This is a genomic window from Streptomyces sp. NPDC055189, assembly GCF_053606765.1.
The window spans coordinates 31,744-53,150 of the sequence record NZ_JBSGSG010000042.1; the positions used below are offsets into that span (position 1 = coordinate 31,744).

General features: G+C 71.6%; 19 protein-coding genes and 1 other RNA gene. 12 read left to right on the top strand and 8 right to left on the bottom strand.

The window, feature by feature from the left end:
• Positions 1 to 6: 6 nt before the first annotated feature.
• A complete protein-coding gene (locus tag ACWFR3_RS26650; RefSeq protein WP_453737151.1) occupies positions 7 to 1,197 on the top strand; it encodes a lipid-transfer protein in 1,191 nt (396 codons plus the stop codon).
• Between the two features lie 125 nt (positions 1,198 to 1,322).
• Positions 1,323 to 2,759 (top strand): MFS transporter, encoded by a 1,437-nt coding sequence (locus ACWFR3_RS26655; protein ID WP_453737152.1) that lies wholly within the window; start codon positions 1,323 to 1,325, stop codon positions 2,757 to 2,759.
• Between the two features lie 52 nt (positions 2,760 to 2,811).
• Here ACWFR3_RS26655 and ACWFR3_RS26660 read toward each other — a convergent pair whose 3' ends face one another.
• Together ACWFR3_RS26660 and ACWFR3_RS26665 are read right to left on the bottom strand one after the other, a co-directional pair.
• The gene (locus ACWFR3_RS26660) at positions 2,812 to 3,417 is read right to left on the bottom strand and encodes a response regulator (RefSeq protein ID WP_453737153.1); all 606 of its coding nucleotides are present in this window, start codon (positions 3,415 to 3,417) and stop codon (positions 2,812 to 2,814) included.
• Entirely contained in the window at positions 3,414 to 4,658 is a 1,245-nt protein-coding gene (locus ACWFR3_RS26665; protein WP_453737154.1) for a histidine kinase, read from the bottom strand. Before ACWFR3_RS26665 ends, ACWFR3_RS26660 begins: the two co-directional genes overlap by 4 nt.
• Positions 4,659 to 5,015: 357 nt before the next feature.
• On the opposite strand from ACWFR3_RS26665, the gene ACWFR3_RS26670 reads away from it, so the two are divergent.
• From ACWFR3_RS26670 to ACWFR3_RS26680, 3 genes are all read left to right on the top strand, one after another.
• Positions 5,016 to 5,870 carry a MaoC/PaaZ C-terminal domain-containing protein gene (locus tag ACWFR3_RS26670; RefSeq protein ID WP_453737155.1) on the top strand — a complete coding sequence of 285 codons (855 nt, stop codon included), beginning with the start codon at positions 5,016 to 5,018 and terminating at the stop codon, positions 5,868 to 5,870.
• Positions 5,871 to 5,931: 61 nt separating this feature from the next.
• Positions 5,932 to 7,008 (top strand): Zn-dependent alcohol dehydrogenase, encoded by a 1,077-nt coding sequence (locus ACWFR3_RS26675; protein ID WP_453737156.1) that lies wholly within the window; start codon positions 5,932 to 5,934, stop codon positions 7,006 to 7,008.
• Positions 7,009 to 7,025: 17 nt separating this feature from the next.
• Positions 7,026 to 7,991, top strand: a complete 966-nt coding sequence (locus tag ACWFR3_RS26680; protein ID WP_453737157.1) for a 3-oxoacyl-ACP reductase — start codon at positions 7,026 to 7,028, stop codon at positions 7,989 to 7,991.
• A gap of 355 nt (positions 7,992 to 8,346) precedes the next feature.
• Here the strand turns inward: ACWFR3_RS26680 and ACWFR3_RS26685 are convergent, their stop codons facing one another.
• Positions 8,347 to 9,447: a hypothetical protein gene (locus ACWFR3_RS26685; protein WP_453737158.1), complete on the bottom strand. Its 1,101-nt coding sequence runs from the start codon at positions 9,445 to 9,447 to the stop codon at positions 8,347 to 8,349.
• A 233-nt stretch (positions 9,448 to 9,680) separates the two neighbouring features.
• Here ACWFR3_RS26685 and ACWFR3_RS26690 point away from each other — a divergent pair, with 233 nt between their 5' ends.
• The 4 genes from ACWFR3_RS26690 to ACWFR3_RS26705 all read left to right on the top strand — a co-directional run bounded on the left by ACWFR3_RS26690 (position 9,681) and on the right by ACWFR3_RS26705 (position 13,766).
• Positions 9,681 to 10,742 (top strand): ABC transporter substrate-binding protein, encoded by a 1,062-nt coding sequence (locus ACWFR3_RS26690; protein ID WP_453737159.1) that lies wholly within the window; start codon positions 9,681 to 9,683, stop codon positions 10,740 to 10,742.
• A 171-nt stretch (positions 10,743 to 10,913) separates the two neighbouring features.
• On the top strand, positions 10,914 to 11,765 hold the full coding sequence (locus ACWFR3_RS26695) for a Nif3-like dinuclear metal center hexameric protein (protein ID WP_453737160.1): 852 nt from the start codon (positions 10,914 to 10,916) through the stop codon (positions 11,763 to 11,765).
• On the top strand, positions 11,761 to 12,504 hold the full coding sequence (locus ACWFR3_RS26700) for a zinc ribbon domain-containing protein (RefSeq protein WP_453737193.1): 744 nt from the start codon (positions 11,761 to 11,763) through the stop codon (positions 12,502 to 12,504). Before ACWFR3_RS26695 ends, ACWFR3_RS26700 begins: the two co-directional genes overlap by 5 nt.
• Positions 12,505 to 12,515: 11 nt before the next feature.
• Complete coding sequence (locus ACWFR3_RS26705; RefSeq protein ID WP_453737161.1) at positions 12,516 to 13,766, top strand: bifunctional RNase H/acid phosphatase; 1,251 nt, start codon at positions 12,516 to 12,518, stop codon at positions 13,764 to 13,766.
• Positions 13,767 to 13,840: 74 nt separating this feature from the next.
• On the opposite strand, the gene eda is transcribed toward ACWFR3_RS26705, so the two are convergent.
• Both eda and yaaA read right to left on the bottom strand, forming a co-directional pair.
• The gene (gene eda / locus ACWFR3_RS26710; RefSeq protein WP_453737162.1) at positions 13,841 to 14,482 is read right to left on the bottom strand and encodes a bifunctional 4-hydroxy-2-oxoglutarate aldolase/2-dehydro-3-deoxy-phosphogluconate aldolase; all 642 of its coding nucleotides are present in this window, start codon (positions 14,480 to 14,482) and stop codon (positions 13,841 to 13,843) included.
• A gap of 73 nt (positions 14,483 to 14,555) precedes the next feature.
• Positions 14,556 to 15,356 carry a peroxide stress protein YaaA gene (gene yaaA / locus ACWFR3_RS26715; protein WP_453737163.1) on the bottom strand — a complete coding sequence of 267 codons (801 nt, stop codon included), beginning with the start codon at positions 15,354 to 15,356 and terminating at the stop codon, positions 14,556 to 14,558.
• 620 nt (positions 15,357 to 15,976) lie between these two features.
• Between yaaA and ACWFR3_RS26720 the strand changes: the two genes are divergently transcribed.
• A complete protein-coding gene (locus tag ACWFR3_RS26720; RefSeq protein WP_453737164.1) occupies positions 15,977 to 17,419 on the top strand; it encodes an RNB domain-containing ribonuclease in 1,443 nt (480 codons plus the stop codon).
• Here ACWFR3_RS26720 and ACWFR3_RS26725 read toward each other — a convergent pair.
• Together ACWFR3_RS26725 and ACWFR3_RS26730 are read right to left on the bottom strand one after the other, a co-directional pair.
• Positions 17,370 to 18,239, bottom strand: coding sequence for a hypothetical protein (locus ACWFR3_RS26725; protein WP_453737165.1), 870 nt, complete (start codon positions 18,237 to 18,239; stop codon positions 17,370 to 17,372). The two genes, ACWFR3_RS26720 and ACWFR3_RS26725, sit on opposite strands and share 50 nt — an antisense overlap.
• A gap of 23 nt (positions 18,240 to 18,262) precedes the next feature.
• Positions 18,263 to 19,093, bottom strand: coding sequence for a MerR family transcriptional regulator (locus ACWFR3_RS26730; protein ID WP_453737194.1), 831 nt, complete (start codon positions 19,091 to 19,093; stop codon positions 18,263 to 18,265).
• Positions 19,094 to 19,304: 211 nt separating this feature from the next.
• Between ACWFR3_RS26730 and ACWFR3_RS26735 the strand changes: the two genes are divergently transcribed.
• Together ACWFR3_RS26735 and rnpB are read left to right on the top strand one after the other, a co-directional pair.
• Positions 19,305 to 19,874, top strand: coding sequence for a Uma2 family endonuclease (locus ACWFR3_RS26735; protein ID WP_453737195.1), 570 nt, complete (start codon positions 19,305 to 19,307; stop codon positions 19,872 to 19,874).
• A gap of 55 nt (positions 19,875 to 19,929) precedes the next feature.
• Positions 19,930 to 20,349, top strand: an RNA gene (rnpB, locus tag ACWFR3_RS26740) — RNase P RNA component class A.
• 22 nt (positions 20,350 to 20,371) lie between these two features.
• On the opposite strand, the gene ACWFR3_RS26745 is transcribed toward rnpB, so the two are convergent.
• Entirely contained in the window at positions 20,372 to 21,406 is a 1,035-nt protein-coding gene (locus tag ACWFR3_RS26745) for an endonuclease/exonuclease/phosphatase family protein (RefSeq protein WP_453737166.1), read from the bottom strand.
• Position 21,407: the final 1 nt, after the last annotated feature.

Below are 21,407 nucleotides of genomic sequence, written 5' to 3' on the forward strand. Positions count from 1 at the left end.
CGGACAGTGAAGGCGTACATAGTCGGCGTCGGAATGACGAAGTTCGAGAAGCCCGAGACGCGGGACTGGCAGTACTGGGACATGGCGAAGGAGGCGGGCACCAAGGCGCTCGACGACGCCGGGATCTCGTACGAGGACGTGGAGCAGGTCCCGGTCGGCTACTGCTTCCAGGCCTCGACGGCGGGGCAGCGGGCCGCGTACGAACTGGGCCTGACCGGCGTCCCCGTCTACAACGTGAACAACAACTGCGCGACCGCGTCGACCGCGCTGATGATGGCGCGGCAGTTCGTCGAGGGCGGCATCAACGACTGCGTGCTCGCGCTCGGCTTCGAAAAGATGGCGCGGGGCGCGCTGGGGGGCGGTAGTGACGGCGGGGACTTCAAGACGTCCCCCGTCGCCAGGCACTACGGCGTGATGGCGGCACGGCACGGCTTCGAGATGACCCCGCCCACCGCCCAGATCTTCGGCAACGCGGCGCGCGAGCACATGGAGAAGTACGGGACGACGGAGGCGCAGCTCGCCGCGGTCGGCGCCAAGAACCACCGGCACTCGGTGCACAATCCGTACGCCCAGTTCCAGGACGAGTACACGGTCGACGAGATCCTCGCCGCCAAGACCATCCACCGCCCCCTCACCAAGCTGCAGTGTTCGCCGACCTCGGACGGGTCCGCGGCGGCGGTGGTGGTGTCGGAGCGGTTCGTGGAGCGGCACGGCCTCCAGGACCGCGCCGTGGAGATCGCCGCGCAGGCGATGACGACGGACACGGGGGAGTCCTTCGACTCGGGCTCGTGCATCGACGTCGTGGGGCAGCCGATGTCGAGGGCGGCGGCGCGGCAGGTGTACGAGAGGTCGGGGCTCGGCATCGAGGACGTCGACGTGATCGAGCTGCACGACTGCTTCTCGGTCAACGAGCTCCTCACCTACGAGGCGCTCGGCATGTGCGCGGCGGGCGAGTCCGGGAAGCTCGTGGAGAGCGGGGCGACGACGTACGGCGGGCGGTGGGTGGTGAACCCGTCGGGCGGTCTGATCTCCAAAGGACACCCGCTCGGCGCGACCGGTATCGCGCAAGTGGCGGAACTCACATGGCAGTTGAGGGGAGATGCCGGGGCCAGGCAGGTGGCAGGGGCCCGGGTGGGGATGGCGCACAACATCGGCCTTGGTGGGGCGGCTGTGGTGACGCTGCTGCGGAAGGGATAAAGGGATAGGGGCCAGGGACGGACGGTGGCCGTGAGTCCCGGCGTGAGTCCTAGGACCCGCGGCCGAGGATCTTTGCGCCGAAACCCCGATGCACGGGGCACGCAATCCCTGAGAACATTCCCGTCATGGTCCAAACGCCCCCCGACACTTACATAGCCGCGACCGCGCGGAAGTCCGCACCCGTATGGGCGGTGCTGCTCGCCGCCTGCGCGGGGCAGTTCCTGGTCGTGCTCGACGTGTCGGTGGTGAACACCGCGCTGCCTTCCATGCGGTCAGACCTGGGCATGAGCGCGGTCGGACTGCAGTGGGTGGTCAACGCGTACTCGATCGCCTTCGCCGGTTTCATGCTGCTCGGCGGGCGGGCCGGGGACCTCTTCGGACGCAAGCGGATGTTCCTGGTCGGGCTCGGGCTCTTCACGGTGGCCTCGCTCGCGGGCGGGCTCGCGCAGGCCGAGTGGCAGCTGCTCGTGGCGCGGGCCGTGCAGGGCCTCGGCGCGGCGGTCCTCGCCCCTTCCACCCTGACGATCCTCACCTCGGCGGTGCCCGAGGGACCCGCCCGGATACGGGCGATCGGCACCTGGTCCGCGGTGGGCGCGGGCGGCGGTGCCGCGGGCGGTCTCGTCGGCGGTGTCCTCACCGACCTGCTCTCCTGGCGCTGGGTGCTCCTGATCAACGTGCCGATCGGCGCCCTCGTCGTCGTCGCGGGCGTGGCCTGGCTGACCGAGAGCCGGGCCGGCGAGGCGCGCCGGCTCGACGTGCCGGGCGCGGTGCTCGTGACGGCGGGGCTCGCCACGCTCGCGTACGGGATCGTGCAGACGGAAGAGAAGGGCTGGACGGCTTCGGCGACCCTGGTGCCGCTGGCCGCCGGGCTCCTGCTGCTCGGCCTCTTCCTCCTGGTGGAGGCGCGTACGAAGGTGCCGCTGATGCCGCTCAAGCTGTTCAGGGTGCGGTCCGTTTCGGCGGCGAACGCGGCGATGTTCGTGTGCGGCGGCGGCATGTTCGCCATGTGGTTCTTCATGACGCTCTACGCGCAGAACGTGCTCGGCTACTCGGCCCTCAAGGCGGGCCTCGCGCTGATTCCCTCCTCGCTCACCATCGTCTTCGGGTCGAAGCTGGCGCCTCGGCTGATGCGGGTGCTCGGGGCGAAGAACGTGTCCGTGCTGGGGATTCTGGTGGCGGCGGCCGGGTTCGGCTGGCAGTCCCTGATGACCGCCGACGGCGACTACGTCACCTCGATCATGCTGCCCGGCATCATGATGATGTTCGGCGCCGGGCTCGCCACCACCCCGCTGGCCTCCCTCGGCACCTCGGGCGCCGACCCCGCGGACGCGGGGCTCGTCTCGGGGCTCATCAACACCTCGCGCACGATGGGCGGCGCGCTGGGCCTCGCGGTGCTCTCGACGGTTTCCGCGTCGCGGATGGGTGGTTCCACTACTCCGGAGGCGCTTACCGCGGGGTACTCGATGGCGTTCCGGACGAGTGGGTGCATTTTGCTGGCCGGGGTCCTTGTGCTGCTGCTGTGGATGCCGCGGGACGGGCGTGTCAGCCCGTCCGGCGTTTGAGGACGAACTCGGCGGAGCCGGTGATCGGCGGTGCTCAAGGCCAGGGGGCCCGCTAAAGCCAGCCCCGCTGCCGAGCCTCCCGTACCGCCTCCATGCGATTCCGCGTCCCCGTCTTCCCGATCGCCCCCGAGAGATAGTTCCGCACCGTCGACTCCGAGAGATGCAGCTTCGACGCGATGTCGGCGACCGTCGCTCCGTCCACGGAGGCCCGCAGGACATCCGCCTCCCGCGTCGTCAGCGGGCTGGGCCCCGCGCTCAGGGCGGCCGCGGCCAGCGCGGGGTCGATCACCGTCTCGCCCCGCAGCGCCTGCCGGATCGCCTCCGCGAGGTCCTCGACGGGGCCGTCCTTGACGAGGAAGCCCACCGCGCCCGCCTCCATCGCCCGGCGCAGATAGCCGGGCCTGCCGAAGGTCGTGAGGATGAGGACCCGGCACTCGGGGCACTCCTCCCGCAGCGCCGCCGCCGCGTCGATCCCGCTGATGCCCGGCAGCTCGATGTCGAGGAGCGCCACATCGGGGCGGGAGTTCAGCGCCGCACCCACGATCTCGTCGCCCGCGCCGACCTGCGCGACGACCTCGATGTCCTCCTCCATGCCGAGCAGCAGCGCGAGGGCGCTGCGCATCATGCCCTGATCCTCGGCGAGCAGGACTCTGATCATGGGGTGCGCTCCTCCACAACGGGACCGGTCACGGCGGGGCCGGTGCTGAACTCGGTGACCGGCAGCTCCGCCGTGACCCGGAAGCCGCCGCGCGGTCCGGGCCCTGACTCCAGGGAGCCGCCCGCCGCCGCCAGGCGTTCGGCCAGGCCCTTCAGCCCGCTGCCGGGCGCTGTCGAGCCTACGCCGCGGCCGTCGTCGGTGATCAGCAGCCGAGTCCGTTCGGCGGTGCCGCTCACCTCGATCTCGCAGCGGGTCGCCTCGGAGTGGCGTACGACATTCGTGGCTGACTCGCGGACCACCCAGCCGAGCAGCGCCGCCGTCTGGGGGGCGAGCGGCGGCCCCGACTGGCGTACGACCGACTCGATGCCCGCCGCGTCCAGGAGGTCGCGGGCCCGGTCGAGCTCCGTGGCGAGGCTGCCCTCGCGGTAGCCGGTCACCGCCTCGCGGATCTCGGTCAGGGCCTGGCGGCCGACGGACTCGATGTCGGAGACCTGGCCGAGCGCCGCCTCCAGGTCGCGGGGCGCGAGACGCCGCGTCGCCTCCGCCTTGACCACGATCACCGAGAGGGTGTGGCCGAGCAGGTCGTGCAGGTCCCGGGAGAAGCGAAGGCGCTCCTTCTCCACGGCGCTGCGGGCCAGCTCCTCGCGGGTGGTGCGCAGTTCCTTGACCGTCTCGGAGAGGGCCAGGATCGCCGCCGTCACCATGACGGAGAGGAACGTGCCGTACGCGATGCCCGCCGCGTCCCAGCCGTCCTTCAGGCCGCCGACCACCGCCGCCGCGATGCTCAGGGCGAACCCCGCGGGAGCCAGCTGCTTGCCCCGCAGGACCGAGCCGGTCGCCAGGCCCAGCAGCGGGAAGAACATCAGCCAGCTGCCGCCGTAGCCGATGGCGAGGGCGAAGGTGACCGCGGTGAGGCCGAGCAGCGAGTACTTGGTCGCGCGCGCCTCCCTGGCCTGCTTGGTGAAGGCGCGGAACACCACGGAGATGTAGAGGGAGTTGAAGGTCAGCAGGCCGATCCCGGCGAGCCAGGGGTTGCCGGTCTTGCCCTGGAGCAGGTTGGAGAAGGAGCCCATGCCCATCAGGAGCCAGGGCAACATCGCGAAGCCGTTGGGCGGGCCCAGGTCCTCCGGCTTGCTCCGGCCCGACTTCTCGTGCGCCCGCATCTCGGCGAGCTGCTCCTTGCTGCTGTGCTTCCATCCCGCGAGACGTGTGTGCCTCTGCCAGAAGCTCTTCACCGGCATTGCTTCTCCTGTCGCGCCGTGGCGCCTCGTCGTCGGCGGGAACGCCTTCGTCACGGTGATGACGTTACGAATCCCGGGCGGGACGGGGGCAGAAGCGGTTGTACGGACTCGGCCGGTACAAATGTCACACGCGTGATCGGCGACTGCCCCGCACCGCCTATCTGACGTGACGTCAGGAGTCTTCACAACTACCGGACGCTCGGCTATACATGGGATCGCCGGACTGGAACGCGTTCTAGAACGGGCTCCTTCCGGCCCTGTTGCGACCTCGGTGCGACCGACGGTGCGGACGGCCGCACCGAGGTCTTCAGACAGTCTTCAGTCAGTCTTCAGACCGGCCAAGGAGCTGCCAACCACATGCCCATCGACGCCGCGAAAGCACTGGCCGCGGAGCCCCGGTCGGCCGAGATCGGCTGGGATCACAAGGACATCCAGCTCTACCACCTGGGTCTGGGCGCGGGCGTCCCCGCCACCGACCCCGACGAGCTGCGCTACACCCTGGAGTCGAAGCTGCACGTCCTGCCCAGCTTCGCGACCGTCGCGGGCGCCGGCATGGGCGTCGTCGGCGGGCTCTCGGCTCCCGGCATCGAGGTGAATCTGGCCGCGGTCCTGCACGGCGGCCAGAGCATCACGCTGCACCGCCCGATCCCGGTCAAGGGCAAGGCGGTCACCACCTCCAAGGTGGCCGCCGTGTACGACAAGGGCAAAGCCGCGATCCTCGTCCTGCGCACCGACGTGGCGGACGGCGACGGCCCGTTGTGGACCAGCGACGCCCAGATCTTCGTACGAGGCGAAGGCGGATTCGGCGGCGAACGCGGCCCCTCCACCCGCCTCCCGGCACCCGAGGGCGAGCCCGACAGGACCGTCGAGCGCGCCGTCCGCGAGGACCAGGCGCTGCTCTACCGCCTCTCCGGCGACTGGAACCCGCTGCACGCCGACCCCGAGTTCGCCAAGCTCGCGGGCTTCGACCGGCCGATCCTGCACGGCCTGTGCACCTACGGGATGACGCTCAAGGCCGTCGTCGACACGCTGCTCGGCGGCGACGTCTCGCGGGTGCGCGGCTACAGCACGCGCTTCACCGGGATCGTCTTCCCCGGCGAGACCCTGCGGATCCGGATGTGGCGCACCGAGGGCCGCGTCCAAGTGGCGGTGACAGCGGTCGAACGGGACGACGCTCCGGTCCTCGCCGACACGATCGTCGAGCACAACTGAAGCCAGGGCCACTCCTGAAGCCACGGACACGCCTGAATCTTCGTACGAGAGGAGCCGCACCATGCGCGCAGCCGTACTGCACGAGATAGGCCAGGACAAACTCGAGGTCCTCGACGACGTCGAGACGGTGGGCTTCGGCCCCGGCAAGGTGAAGATCCGGGTGCGGGCCACGGGCCTGTGCCACTCCGACGTCTCCGCGATGAACGGCGTACTGCCGCAGCCAGGACCGTTCATCCCCGGCCACGAGGGCGCGGGCGAGATCATCGACGTCGGCGAGGGCGTGAGCGGGGTCAGCCGGGGCGACCGGGTCCTGGTGTGCTGGCTGCCGGCCTGCGGTCAGTGTCCGGCGTGCAAGCGCGGCCAGAGCCAGCTGTGCCTGGCCGGCTTCATGAACGCGGGCACGCCCAACTTCAAGCGCCCCGCCGGCGATGTCTTCGGCTTCGCGGGCACGGGGACGTTCACCGAGGAGGTCGTGGTCGACGCGGGCTGCGCCGTGCCGATCCCGGACGACGTGCCCTTCGACATCGCCGCTCTCATCGGCTGCGGAGTGACGACGGGGCTCGGGGCCGCCATCAACACCGCCGACGTGAAGGCCGGTTCGTCGATCGCCGTCATCGGCTGCGGCGGCGTCGGCATCTCCGCGATCCAGGGCGCGCGGCTCAAGGGCGCCGCGCAGATCGTCGCGGTCGACCCGGTCCAGTCGCGGCGCGAGGCCGCGCTGCGGTTCGGCGCCACGGAGGCGGTCGCGCCGGACGCCCTCGATGACGCCAAGCAGCGGATCACCGGGGGCGAGGGCTTCGACTACGTCTTCGAGGTCGTCGGCAAGTCCGCCACCGCCCGCACCGCGTACGAGACGACGCGACGCGGCGGCACGCTCGTCATCGTCGGCGCGGGCGCCATGGACGACAACCTCCAGCTGAACATGTTCGAGCTGTTCTTCGACGAGAAGAAGATCCTGCCGTCCATGTACGGCGGCGGCGACGTCCTGCAGTCCTACGAGCGGGCCATCGCCCTGTGGCGGGCGGGCCGGATCGACCTGGAGAGCATGATCACCCACCGGGTGCCGCTCTCCGAGATCAACGAAGCGCTTGACCAGATGCGTACGGGCGTCGCGCTGCGTACGTGCATCGAGATCTGAGAGGACTTCGATCCCTGATGGCACAGCCACAGCCACAGCCATTGCCACGGCCACTGGACGGTTTGGCCGCGATCGTGACAGGAGCGGGCCGGGGTCTCGGGCGTGCGGAGGCCCTGGAACTGGCCCGGCTCGGCGCGAGTGTCGTCGTCAACGACTTCGGACAGCCGGGCCGCGACGGCTCGGGCGAGGCGTCGGCGACGCCCGCCGAAGAGGTCGCGGCGCAGATCCGGGCGGCGGGCGGGCAGGCGGTCGCGCACCTGGGCGATGTCGCGGACCACGAACAGGCGCGCGGGCTCGTCCAGTTGGCGATCGACACGTACGGCAAGCTCGACATCCTGGTCAACAACGCGGGGATCCTGCGGGACCGGATGATCTTCTCCATGAGCGAGAGCGAGTGGGACTCGGTCATCCACGTCCACCTCAAGGGCCACTTCAACACGACGCACTTCGCGTCCGTGCACTGGCGCGCCCGCTCCAAGGCGGCGGGCGAGCCGGTCTACGGCCGGATCGTCAACACCTCCTCCGAGGCGTTCCTCGCGGGGTCCGCCGGCCAGCCGAACTACGCGGCGGCGAAGGGCGGCATCGTCGGCCTGACCACGTCGAGCGCGCTCGCCCTCGGCAAGTACGGGGTGACGGCGAACGTCATCTGTCCGCGGGCGCGGACGCGGATGACCGAGGACGTCTTCGCGGGCTTCCAGGAGCCGGGAGACGGCGAGCTAGACGCGCTCGCTCCCGAGCACGTGGCCCCGCTGGTGGGCTACTTGGCCTCGCCCGCGGCGGCCGGGGTCAACGGCCAGCTGTTGGTGGTCCACGGCGGGATGGTGGCGGTGGTCGAGCGGCCGAAGGTGGCGGCGAAGTTCGACACGGCGAAGGGCGTCTTCACTTACGAGGAGCTCGACGGGGTTCTGTCGTCTTATTACGCGGGGCGGCCCGCGAATGAGACCTTCGCGGCGTCCGAGGTGCTGGGCTTGAAGCGGGGCTGATTTATCCCCAACCCCGCCCCGGGACCCGGACGGGCTGACATTTGTCAGCCCGTCCGGCGTTTGAGGACGAACTCGGCGGAGCCGGTGATTGCCGGCGCCCAAGGCCAGGGGGCCTACTCGTCGCCCGGCCGACGGTGCCGCCCCTGCGGCGCCCCCGCCTCGTCATGCTCGGCCACAGGTCCCCGGTGCTTACCCGCACCGGAGGTGTCCGCCGCCTCACGCGGCTCGGGATTCCGCTCGGAATCCGTATTGATCTCGGTCTGCATCGACATACTCACCCCGTATAACCGGTAACTCTGTAACTCTGTAATTCGGTAACTCTGTATAGAAGATCGTTCGGTGTGGCCGGGCGAGTCTAACCAACGCCCCCGCGCCCGGTGAGAGGCGCCTGCTGCAACGGAACGGGCCGCGCGGCAACCGCCGCGGGCGCCGCCGCCGGAGCCGGCGGCGCCACCTCCGCGACCCCGCAGGGCACCGCCTCCGTCACGTACGGAAGACGAAGGGCCCCCTCCCGCGTCCACCACCCCGAGCCGGCCAACCAGCCCGCAGGGGCGGCCAGTTGATGCAGGCGCCGCTCGGCGGGGCGCCATATCCCGAGCCAGCTGCCCGCCACCCCGTCGATCCGCAACGCCACGGCGCAGTTCTCCGGCATCAGCGTCTGCCCGGGCTGGATCGCGAACGGCGTCACCGCGAGGTCGGGCAGGCGCAGGCACTCGGGGAAGCGCACCGGGCGCGTACCGCCGAGGACTCCCCAGCCGAGCCGCTCGTGGCCCGGCGCGTCCGAGCGGATCAGGAGCAGCCCGCTGTCGGCGTCCGCGAGCAGCAGCCGGTCGTTGCTCTCGTCGGCGATCTGGAGCAGGGGCGACACCTCGCCGCCCCGCTCCAGGTCCACCGCCACCGCCTTGACCCGGCCTTCCGACTCCCGGTCCAGGGCCAGCATCCGGCCCTCGCCGTCCAGCCAGACCCCGCCCGAACAGCGCCCGGGGATCTCGGCGACGTGCTCGGGCCCGAAGGCGCCGCCCGCCACCAGCCACAGGGCCGTCGAGTGCGTGCCCACCGCGAGCGCGTACGCCTGGCTGCCGACCGGTGACGGCGGAAGCAGCGCGAGCCGTGACTCGCCGCACTCCACGGCGCCCAGCGGCACCTCGCCGGTCTCGGGCCCCGTCGGGTACAGCAGCGTGAACAGGTGCCGCCGGTCGGCGACGCGGTGGATCAGGACCCGCCCGTCGGCCATCGGGAGCACCTCCGTGCCGGGCTCCTCCGGCTGGCTGCCGGGCAGGGGTACCGCGTAGGGCTCGGGGGAGTCGAGGGTCCAGCGCTCGGGGAACCAGGAACCGCCGGTGTGGGCGAGACGGGCGGCGTACGCGCCGTTCGTGGTGATCACCGGGGGCGTCGCGGGGGCCGGGCGGGACGTGGGCACGGTCATGGGCTCGGGCTCAAGAGTGGGCGCTGTCATGGGGGGTACCTCCGGGCCACGAAGCTAGTTTTCGCACGCACTGCCGTGGCACCTGTGGCCGCCCGCTTCACACAGAAGGGTGGCGATGTACCGATTCGACTGAGGGGGCGGGGGTGGTTGTGCTGCGCCGGAGGTGCGCGCTTAAAGTAAGGCGAACCTAAGTGGTTGTGGAGCGGTCCGGTCGGCACATCCGCCGGGCGGCAGACCGACCAGCGCACCCCTGGAGCACGCCGATGTCCCCGTCCGTCCGGTCCGTACGATCCGTCCGCCCCCGCCGCCAACGTGCCACCGCCGCCCTCGCCCTCGCCGTGGCCGGGGCACTCTCCCTCGCGGCCTGCGGCTCCGGCGACAGCTCCGGCAAGTCCGACGACGGCAGCGGCAGCAAGGCCGTCGCCCAGGGCGGCGACGACTTCTCCAAGGCCGCCGAGCAGACCGCGAAGATGGGCACCACGGCCAAGCCCGGCGAGTTCCCGCGCACCATCACGCACGCCCGCGGCAAGACCGAGCTCAAGGCGCAGCCGAAGCGGGTCGTCGTCCTGGACGTCGGTGAGCTCGACAACGTCGTCTCGCTCGGCGTCAAGCCCGTGGGCTACGCCCCCACCGAGGGCGACGACGGCATCCCCGGCTACCTGAAGAAGGACGCGGGAGAACCCAAGAACGTCGGCACGATCAACGCCCTCAACCTCGAAGCGATCGCGAACCTCAAGCCGGACCTGATCCTCGGCAGCGAACTGCGCGCCGCCAAGCTCTACCCGCAGCTCGAAAAGATCGCCCCGACCGTCTTCTCCATCCGCCCCGGCTTCACGTGGAAGGAGAACTACCTCCTGAACGCCGCCGCGCTCGACAAGACCGCCGAGGCGAAGACGGAGCTCGCCGCGTACGAGAAGAAGGCGGGGTCCCTGGGCCGCGACCTCGGCGACGACAAGCCGACGATCACGATGCTCCGCTACATGCCGGACCGCGTCCGCCTCTACGCGAAGGCGTCCTTCATCGGCACGATCCTCGACGACACCGGCCTGCCCCGCCCCAAGAACCAGCAGGTCAACGACCTCGCCACGGAGATCAGCACCGAGAAGATCGACGACGCCGACGCGGACTGGATCTTCACCGGCGTCTACGGCGACGCGAAGAAGACGGGCCGCTCCGAGGCCGAGAAGAACCCCCTCTGGAAGAAGCTCGACGCGGTCAAGAACGGCCGGGCCAAGGACGTACCGGACGAGACCTGGTACCTGGGCCTCGGCGTGACCGCGGCAAATGCGGTCCTGGACGACCTCAGGTCCACCCTGGCCCCGTAAGGGGCGCGGGGAACTGCGCGAGCAAGCACAAAGAAGCCGCAGACGCATCTGCTCGGTACTCGGCAGACGCGTCTGCGGCTCTTTCGTGGCCGAGCACAGTTCCCCGCGCCCCTGAGGGAACGCTCACCATCAGCCGACATGCCGAGCGCAGCGGGAAGGTAGCCTTTCCCCGTGCCCCGTCTGTCTGAAGTCATCGCCGCCCTCGACGCCCTGTGGCCCGCCGAACTGGCCGAGAGCTGGGATGCGGTCGGCACCGTCTGCGGAGACCCCGACGCCGAGGTCTCCCGCGTCCTCTTCGCCGTCGACCCCGTCCAGGACATCGTCGACGAAGCGGTGAAGCTGGGCGCCCAGCTCCTGGTCACGCACCACCCGCTCTATCTGCGCGGCACGACGACCGTCTCGGCCGGCACCTTCAAGGGCCGCGTCGTCCACGACCTCATCAAGAACGACGTCGCGCTGCACGTCGCGCACACCAACGCGGACCGCGCCGATCCGGGCGTCTCCGACGCCCTCGCCGGGGCACTCGACCTCCGGATCGTCCGTCCCCTCGTACCGGACCCGGCCGACGCGCAGGGCCGCCGCGGTCTCGGCCGTATCTGCGAACTCGAACACCCGCTGACGCTCCGCGAACTCGCCGCCCGCGCGGCCGAGCGGCTGCCCGCCACCGCGCAGGGCATCCGGGTCGCGGGCGACCCGGAGCAGCTCGTCCGCACTCTCGCGGTCAGCGGCGGCTCGGGCGACAGCCTCTTCGACGACGTACGGGCAGCAGGCGTGGACGCCTTCCTCACCGCCGACCTGCGCCACCACCCGGTGTCCGAGGCCCGCGCACAGACCCCGCTCGCGCTGCTCGACGCCGCGCACTGGGCCACCGAGTGGCCGTGGTGCGAGCTGGCCGCGGCACAGCTCGATCAGATCTCCGACCGTCACGGATGGGGACTTCGCGTCCACGTCTCCAAGACGGTCACCGACCCCTGGACCGCCCACGCGGCCTCGACTACCGACACAACAGGAGCCCCCAATTAACGCCGCGCCCGCCGACCAGATCCGACTCCTCGACGTCCAGGCACTCGACGTACGCCTCCAGCAGCTGGCGCACCGGAAGAAGTCCCTGCCCGAGCACGCCGAGATCGAGTCCCTGAACAAGGACCTCGCGCAGCTGCGCGATCTGCACGTCGCCTCGACGACCGAGGAGAGCGACTGCGCCCGCGAGCAGACCAAGGCGGAGCAGGACGTCGACCAGGTGCGCCAGCGCGCCAACCGCGACCAGCAGCGCCTTGACTCGGGCGCCGTGACGTCCCCCAAGGACCTGGAGAACCTCCAGCGCGAGATCGCCTCGCTCGCCAAGCGCCAGGGCGACCTGGAGGACGTGGTCCTCGAGGTCATGGAGCGCCGCGAGTCCGCCCAGGAGCGCGTCTCCGAGCTGACGGAACGTGTCTCCTCCGTCCAGGCGAAGATCGACGACGCGACGGCACGCCGTGACGCGGCCTTCGAGGAGATCGACGGCGAGGCCGCCACGGTCAGCAAGGAGCGCGAGGTCGTGGCGGGTTCGGTCCCGGCCGACCTGCTCAAGCTCTACGACAAGCTTCGCGTCAAGGAGGGCGGCGTCGGCGCGGCCAAGCTCTACCAGCGGCGCTGTGAGGGCTGCCGCATCGAGCTGGACATCACCGGGGTCAACGAGGTGAAGGCGGCGTCGCCCGACACGGTCGTGCGCTGCGAGAACTGCAGCCGCATCCTGGTCCGTACGTCCGAGTCCGGCATCTAGGAGCCTTGCCCGTGCGGGAGTTCATCGTCGAGGCCGACGGCGGGTCGCGGGGCAACCCGGGCCCCGCGGGCTACGGCTCGGTCGTCATCGACGCGGCCACGGGGGAGACCCTGCGGGAAGCCGCCGAGTACATCGGCGTCGCGACGAACAACGTCGCCGAGTACAAGGGGCTCGTGGCCGGCCTGAAGGCGGCCCGCGAACTCGACCCGGACGCCTCGGTCCACGTCCGGATGGACTCCAAGCTCGTCGTCGAGCAGATGTCGGGCCGCTGGAAGATCAAGCACCCGGACATGAAGCCGCTCGCCGCCGAGGCCGCGCGGATCTTCCCGCCGGACCAGGTGACGTACGAGTGGATCCCGCGCGCGAAGAACAAGCACGCCGACCGTCTCGCCAACGAGGCGATGGACGCGGGCAAGCGGGGCGAACAGTGGTCCGCGTCGGACTCCACGGCGGAACTTGACGCGCGGGCGGCACGGTCCGCCGCGGAGGCTCCCGCGGGGCCGCCGGGTGACGCTGTCGCCGGGGCGGCGAAGGCGCGGGCGGCGCTGGCGGCGGGCACGGCTACTGCCGACGTGCGCGCCGCGAGCAACGCGGCGGAGACCCCGCAGGTCGGCTGGGCGGCACCGGCGGATCTCGGCGCTCCGGCGACCTTCGTGCTGCTGCGGCACGGGGAGACCGCGCTGACGCCCCAGAAGCGCTTCTCCGGCAGCGGGGGCTCGGACCCCTCCCTCTCCGACGTGGGCCGGGAGCAGGCCGAGCGCGCGGCGGCGGCGTTCGCGGCGCGGGGCACGATCCAGGCGATCGTGTCCTCGCCGCTGAAGCGCTGCCAGGAGACCGCGCAGGCCGTCGCCGCCCGCCTCGGCCTCGACGTACGCATCGAGGACGGGCTGCGCGAGACGGACTTCGGGGCCTGGGAGGGCCTCACCTTCGGCGAGGTGCGGGCGCGCCAGCCCGAGGAGCTGAACGCGTGGCTGGCCTCGCCCGACGCGGCGCCTCCCGGTGGCGAGTCCTTCGCCTCGGTGGCCCACCGGGTGTCGGCGGCGCGGGACCGTCTCACCGCCGAGTACGCGGGCCGCACGGTCCTCCTGGTCACGCACGTCACGCCGATCAAGACCCTGGTACGGCTCGCGCTGGGCGCACCGCCGGAGTCCCTGTTCCGCATGGAACTCTCGGCGGCGTCCGTATCGGCGGTGGCGTATTACGGGGACGGCAACGCGTCGGTGCGCTTGCTGAACGACACGTCACACCTGCGGGCCCCGTAAGGGGCGCGGGGAACTGCGCGACCAGCCACGACGCACCCGCAGAGGTGTACTCGCCCGAGGCCCAGGGGCCAGGGTCAGCGCAGGGCAGCCGCCTCGCGGGCGAGGGACTCGATGCGGTCCCAGTCCTTCGCCGCCACGGCATCCGCGGGAAGCATCCAACTGCCGCCCACGCAACCGACGTTCTTCAGCGCGAGGTAAGACGGCGCGGACGCCAGACCGATGCCGCCCGTCGGGCAGAAGCGGGCCTGCGGCAGCGGGCCGCCGAGCGACTTGAGGTAGGCGGTGCCGCCCGCGGCCTCCGCCGGGAAGAACTTCATCTCGTGCACGCCGCGCTCGATCAGCGCCACGACCTCGGACGTCGTCGAGACACCCGGCAGGAACGGCACCCCGGACGCCTTCATCGCGGCGAGCAGCGTGTCCGTCCAGCCCGGGCTGACCAGGAAACGGGCCCCGGCGTGCACGGACTCCTCGACGCCACGGGGCGAGATGACCGTGCCCGCGCCGACGACCGCGTCCGGCACCTCCGCGGCGATGGCCCGGATCGCGTCGAGCGCGGCGGGCGTCCGCAGCGTCACCTCGATCGCGGGCAGCCCGCCCGCGACAAGGGCGCGCGCCAGCGGCACGGCGTCGGCGACGTCCTCCACGACGACTACGGGAACGACGGGGGCGAGATCGAGCACGGAGCCGGAGCGGGAGGCGGCGGAGGGGGAAGTCATGGAAGCATCCTGCCTCGCTCCATGCAGCATGCGCAAAGGGCGTTGCGCATGCTGCAACCGGGGGCCCGGAGTTTCAGTGGATCTCCCGGACTACCACGTCAAGCGCCCACGGCTTACCCGCCTTAGCGGGGGCCTCGGCTTCCACCACATGCCCGAGGTCCCGCAGCGCCTCGACCAGCTCGGCCGGGTCCTTGGGCTGGGTGCCGGTCTCCAGGAGCGAGCGGACGATCCGGCCCTTGGTCGCCTTGTTGAAGTGCGAGACGACGGAGCGCTTCTCGACCCCGTCGACCATCTGCGCGTGCAGCACCCGTACCGTCGCCGTCCGTTCGGCGACCTCGCCCTTCGGCTTCCACGCCGCCGCGTACGCGGACGACCGCAGGTCCAGTACGAGTCCGTCGCCCGCGGCATCGGGCATCGCCGAGGCCATCGGCGTACGCCAGTAGGCGCCCAGGGCGCCGAGGCCCGGCAGCTTCACGCCCATCGAGCAGCGGTAGGAGGGGATGCGGTCGGTGATGCCGACGGCGCCCCAGAGCCCGGAGAACACGAGCAGCGAGCGGGCCGCGCGGCGCTTGGCGGCGGCGTCCAGGGTGGCGAGGTCCAGGGCGTCGTAGAGGACGCCGGTGTAGATCTCCCCGGCGGGGCGTGCGCCCGCCGTCCGCAGCTCCGTGTTCTTGGCGACCTCGCCGCGCAGGCCCTCGCTCAGCCCGAGCACGTCACGGGCCTTCTCCTCGTCCGCCACGCAGAGCTCGACCAACTCGTCGAGAACCGCCTCCCGCGCGTCCGCGAGCGCCGGCAGGGAGAGCGACTCCGGCTTCAAGGGAGCTCCGCGGCCGGAGGGCGCCTTGCCTTCGGAGGGCGGCAGCAGGACGAGCATGGGTCTCCTTCGGAGGGCAACGGGGTGGGGGTGCGGGCCCTGCGCCAGGGTAATCGCCCCGGGAAGCGGGGTCCGCCTGCGGTGCGCGTGCCGTGCGCGCCTGTGGTGCCGCCGCGTTGCCGCCGAAGCTCCCGGCGGTGGCACCTCCTCCGCCGCTCCGCGGCGGCTTTCCCACCCGCCCACCCGATACTCGGCGGTGCGCCGGTGCCGTGTCGGCGGTTCTGGTGGCCCGGTCCGTTACTCGGCCATGCGCCGGTGCCGTGCCGGCGGCTCCAGCGGCCCCGCACGTTGCCCGGCGCTGCCCCGCCGCCGCCCCCGGGTCCTGCCGCCCCGCCCCCTCCACCGTGCCGCCGCGCCTCCTGCGCCCTGCCGCCCCGCCCCCTCCACCGTGCCGCCGCGCCTCCTGCGCCGTGCCGCCGCGCCTCCTGCGCCCTGCCGCCCCGCCCCTTCCACCGTGCTGCCCCGCCCCTTCCACCGTGCTGCCCCGCCTCCTCCGCCCTGCCACCCCATCCCCTCCACCGTGCCACCCCATCCCCTCCACCGTGCCGCCCCGTCCCCTCCGCCCTGCCACCCGCCCCCTCCACCGCGCCGCCCCGCCCCCCGCGGCCTACGCTCGACCCATGCCACGTCGTCATCTCAGCGTGACCGGCGCAGCCGAAGCTCCGTTGCGGGGTGTGCTGCGTGAGCTGCGTGCGAAGTTGGATGTTCCCGAGGGGTTTCCGCAGGACGTTCTCGCCGATGCGGAGAGGGCCCTCGCCGCGCCACGGCTGCCCGCGCACGACGCCACCGACATCCCCCTCTTCACCATCGACCCGCCCACCTCCGTCGACCTCGACCAGGCGATGCACCTGTCCCGGCGCCGGGGCGGCGGCTTCCGGGTGCGGTATGCCATCGCCGATGTCGCCGCGTACGTCACGCCGGGGGCGCCGCTCGACGCGGAAGCCCACCGGCGGGTCACCACCCTCTACTTCCCCGACGAGAAAGTGCCGCTGCACCCCACCTCCCTGAGCGAGGGCGCGGCCAGCCTCCTGCCGGGGCAGGACTGCCCGGCGGCCCTCTGGACCATCGACCTCGACACGGAGGGCCGCGCCGTCTCCACCGACGTGCGCCGTGCCCTCGTACGCAGCCGCGCCAAGCTCGACTACGACGGCGTGCAGCGGGCCATCGACGGCGGCACGGCCGAAGAGGCCCTCGCGCTGCTCGCCGACATCGGGCGGCTGCGCGAGCAGCTGGAGGTGGAGCGGGGAGGCATCTCCCTCAACGTGCCCGAGCAGGAGATCGTCGAGCGGAACGGGGCGTACGAGCTGGACTTCCGCGCCCCGCTCCCCGCCGACGGCTGGAACGCCCAGATCTCCCTGCTCACCGGCATGGCAGCCGCCGAGCTCATGATCCAGTCGGGCGCCGGCATCCTGCGCACCCTGCCCACCGCCCCCGACGGCGCGGTCGGCCGGCTCCGCCGCACCGCGAAGGCCCTGCACGTCGACTGGCCGCACCACGTCCCGTACGCCCAACTGGTCCGCTCCCTCGACCCGCACCAGCCCCACCACGCCGCGTTCCTCCAGGAGTGCACGACGCTGCTGCGCGGCGCCGGTTACACCGCGTTCAGCGGCGGCGAGATCCCCGAGCTCACCACGCACGCCGCCGTCGCCGCCCCCTACGCCCACTGCACTGCCCCGTTGCGCCGCCTCGTCGACCGCTACGCCGCCGAGCTGTGCCTGGCGGCGGTCGCCGGGGACGAACCGCCCGAGTGGGTGCTCGCCGCGCTGCCCGAGCTGCCCAAGGAGATGGCGGACGGGACGCGGCGCGGGAACACCGTGGAGCGCGAGTGCGTGGATCTGGTCGAGGCCGCGCTGCTCAAGGACCGGGTCGGCGAGCTCTTCGACGCGGTGGTGGTGGACGTCCAGGAGCGTGAACCGGCCGTCGGTACCGTCCAGTTGACCGAGCCTGCGATCGTCGCCCGCATCGAGGGCGGCACGGGCGGTCTCCCGCTGGGGGAGCGGCTGCGGGTACGGCTCACGCAGGCTGATCCAGGGTCGGCGAAGGTGCGGTTCGCGCCTGCCTGAGCTCCGGGGCCTGCCCGAGTTCCGGGGACTGCTTGTCATCCAGGGCCCGCGCGTGTTCCAGGGCCCGCTTGAGCGCGGCCCGCAGCTTCTCCGGCTCGTCGGAGTGCAGCCGTACCGTCGTCACCGCCTGACGCCTGCCGAGCAGACCGACCGCCGTGACGGGCGCCGCCAGCTCCAGAGTGAGGGAGGTCTGCGCGGCGACGGGCAGGTCGAGCACCCCGTCGGCGGGCTCGTGAGTGAAGCGCCGCTCACCACTGACCTTGGCGATCCGCTCCAGCGGTATCAGCAGATCCCGGTGGGCGCCCTTGCGCACGCGCAGCGCGTCGGCGGACAGCACGTGCGGCCGAGTCACGGACGCCGCGTGCACGCCGAGCATGAGCACCACGCTGTAGACGTCGACGAAGAGCACCACGGCGTGGACGGCGGGCCAGTTCCGCAGCAGTACGGAAAGACCCACGGTCTCCACGACGGAGACGAAGACGATGCCGTACATCAGCACGGCCTGGTCACGGGCGTGCCCGAACCCCAGATCCCCCTCCCGCACGCCGTGCCGCCGCCGGGCCGCCCACAGCGCGAGGCTGCCCAGCACCCGCAGCTCGTGCCCGACGATCCTGCGCACCGGCTCCGGCACGACCTCCCGAACCGCCGCGCGCCCGCCCCGCCGGTACAGGACCGCGAGCCCCGCGCCCTCGACGAGCAGCAGCGTCACGGCGACGGCCTCCACCCCGACGAGCACGTTCGCGGGCAGCGAGACCCCCGCCAACAGGCAGGTCACGAGCACCAGCTCGACGGGCACGAGCACCCAGGCGATGCCCCGCATGGCCCTCTCCAGCCGGCGGCCTCTCACCGCGCACCCCGCTCGATGAGCAGCCGCATCCCACGGCGCACGGCCTCCGCCTGCGCGGGGGCGAACTCGTCGAAGAAGGCCTCCAGGAACCGGTCGTCGCGGCCCCGCCCGAGCCCGTCGGCCACCGCCTGCAAGCTGTCCGTCCCCACCTCCTCCAGAAGGGAATCGGGCAGCGAGTCGGCCAGCGCGCGGGCAGCCTTGTCGACGGCGGCTTCCGTACGCGGATCTGCGAGGTCGGTGTCGTCCGCGAGGGCGTCGAGCAGCGCGTACACCTCGTGCGCGCGCTCCACCGCCTCCGGTGTGGTCAGCGCGGGCCGCATCGCGGCGAGCAGCCTGTCCCGGTCCTCCGGGGGCGCGGTCGTGTCGATGAGAGAGAGCAGCTCCCGGTCCCGCGCGGCCATCGCGGACTCGGGCCCGTCGCGTCCGGCGGTGGAGCGGGCCATCTCGGCGAAGAATTCACCCAGCTCGGGGGAGACGGGCCCTTCGGCGGACAGCACCCCGCGTTCGGCGCCGTCAAGGAGCACCCGCAGCCGCTCGCGCCGCTCACGGATCGCGGCCTCCTGCCGGGCGAGGTCGGCGTCCAGCTCCGCGAGCACCTCGGCGAGCTCACGCCCCGCGTCGTCCGCGAGCACGTCCCGCACCTCGGCGAGCCCGAGCCCCAGCTCGGTGAGCCGCCGGATCCGCGCGAGCACGACGGCATGCCGCAGCCCGTACTCCCGATAGCCATTGGCCCGCCGCTCGGGCTCGGGGAGCAGCCCGAGATGGTGATAGTGCCTGATCGTCCGCGTGGTGACACCGACGATCCCGGCGATCTCACCGATCCGCATCCCGCTGGTCCCGTTCATGGGCCCAGTAGAAACGTTGACGCTGCGACAAGGTCAAGCGCCGCAGGGCCGGGACCCGCCGGGCGGGCGAAGCCTGCCGCCCGCGCGTGTTCCTGTGCCACGATCGAGGGAACAACTCCCGATCTCTTGGACGGCGGATCAAGCGATGTCCCAGTCTGGCGAGCGACCGAGGAAGGGGCGTGACATGACTGCCATGGCACACGAGCCGCTCACGCAGGCAGAGGTCCTCCTGGAGGGCTTCCTCGCGCTGGACACACCGGAGGGTTTCCGGGCGGAGCTGATCGAGGGGGAAATTGTCGTGACGCCGCCGCCGGACGGGGACCACGAGGACTGCATCGAGCTGGTCGTGAGCCAGATCTACAGGCGGTCCGGAACCGATATGCAGTTTTCCGGGAACAAGGGCCTGAAGCTGAAGAGCGGGGGTGCCTGCCCGAAGAACCACGCCATCCCTGACGGCACCTTTGCGCCCAGGAAGCTGCGTCTTTTCCGCGGCGCCGAATCCTGGATGCCTTGTGACGGCGTCGCCATGGTCGTCGAGGTCACCTCTACCAAGCCTCAGGCGGACCGCGAGGCCAAGCGCCGCTGCTACGCCCGCGGCGGCATTCCGCTCTACTTCCTCATTGACCGCGAGAGTTCCTCGGTGACGCTGTTCAGCGACCCGGAGAGGGACGACTACCGCCAGCACTGCACGCTCCCGTTCGGCAAGGCAGTAACCCTCCCCGAGCCGTTCGGCTTCGAGCTGGAGACCGCGGAGTTCGACTGAGCGTCCGCGGGCCGGAGCTGCGGCGCCCGGCGGGTAGCATGGTCGGCACGGCAGACGAGCCGGGCGGACGGCCGCGTGGAGCTTCCCTCACCAGGGGATCTTCCCGAGGAACGTCCGGGCTCCACAGGGCAAGGTGGTGGCTAACGGCCACCCGGGGTGACCCGCGGGACAGTGCCACAGAAAACAGACCGCCGGAGGCTTCGGTCTCCGGTAAGGGTGAAACGGTGGTGTAAGAGACCACCAGCGCCTGAGGTGACTCAGGCGGCTAGGTAAACCCCACCTGGAGCAAGGTCAAAAGGAAACGCCGCTTTGCGAAAAGGGGCGGTTCTGCGCGGATGATCGAGGGCTGCCCGCCCGAGTCCGCGGGTAGACCGCATGAGGTCCGCAGCAATGCGGACCCTAGATGGATGGCCGTCTCCCCGGCCGCCGCGAGGCGACCGGGCGACAAAACCCGGCGTACAGCCCGACTCGTCTGCCCCTTCAGCCTCAGGGGGCCCTCAGGGCAGAACCGCCAGCGTGGCGATGACCGCCCGGTGGTCCGTGTCGGGGATTGTTCGTTCGTCGACCGAGATGCCTGCGAGGCCGGAGCCGTGCAGGACGTGGTCGAGGTGCAGCAGGGGTGGCAGCAGGCCCTTGCCGGTCGGCCAGGTGCTGGTCCAGCCTTCGCCGAGTTCGGCGTGTGTGTCCGTGAGTTCGCCCGATGCCAGCAGGTCGCGCATCGGTGCGTGGTCTAGGGACGCGTTGAAATCGCCCAGGAACACCGTGTCGGGGCCGCTGTCGCGGGCGACCGAGGTGAGGGCGGTCATGTCCCTGGTCCAGCGGTCCGCGTCGCCCAGCGGGTAGTACGTGTGCACCGCCACCAGCCGTACCGCGCGTCCGCCGACCTTTACCTGTGCCGTGGTCTGGGGCCAGGCGGTGTCCGCCCGCAAAGGGCCGCCGTGCGTCAGCGGGAGCCGGGAGTAGAGCGACGAGTCGTTCTCCGGGTGGAGCTCCTGGTGCGGCAGAACCCTGGTCAGGCCCGCCTCGGCGAGTGCCTTGATGCCCGCGGACGGCAGCTCCTGCACTGCCAGTACGTCTATTCGTTCGGACTTCACCAGACTTACCAGCGCACGCGCATCCCCCTGGCCGACGTGCGTGTTGAGCGTGGCCACCCTCAACTCGGCCGCCTGTGACGGGATGTGCTGTTGCTCGTGCGGTACGAAGCGTGGCACCAGCAGTACGACGTAGGCCGCTGCGAGCAGTCCGGCGGCGAGGATCGGCCGGCGGGAGCGGAGGGTGGGGAAGGCGAGCGTGGTTGCCAGGGCGAGCACGCTCAGTACGGCGGCGTAGGGGAAGAGGATTACGGGCACGGCGAGCGGGGTTCCCGTGTCCAGTCCCGCGAGGCGTATGAGCAGGAGGGCGAAGAGTGTGAAGAGTGTGGCGAGCAGCACGCCGTACGCGAGCCGTCCCCAGCCGCGTCCGCGGCGGCGCCCGGTGTCCCGCTTCCCCTCGGCGGCTCGGCGCGAGCGCGTGTCCGTAGATATGTCCGTCATC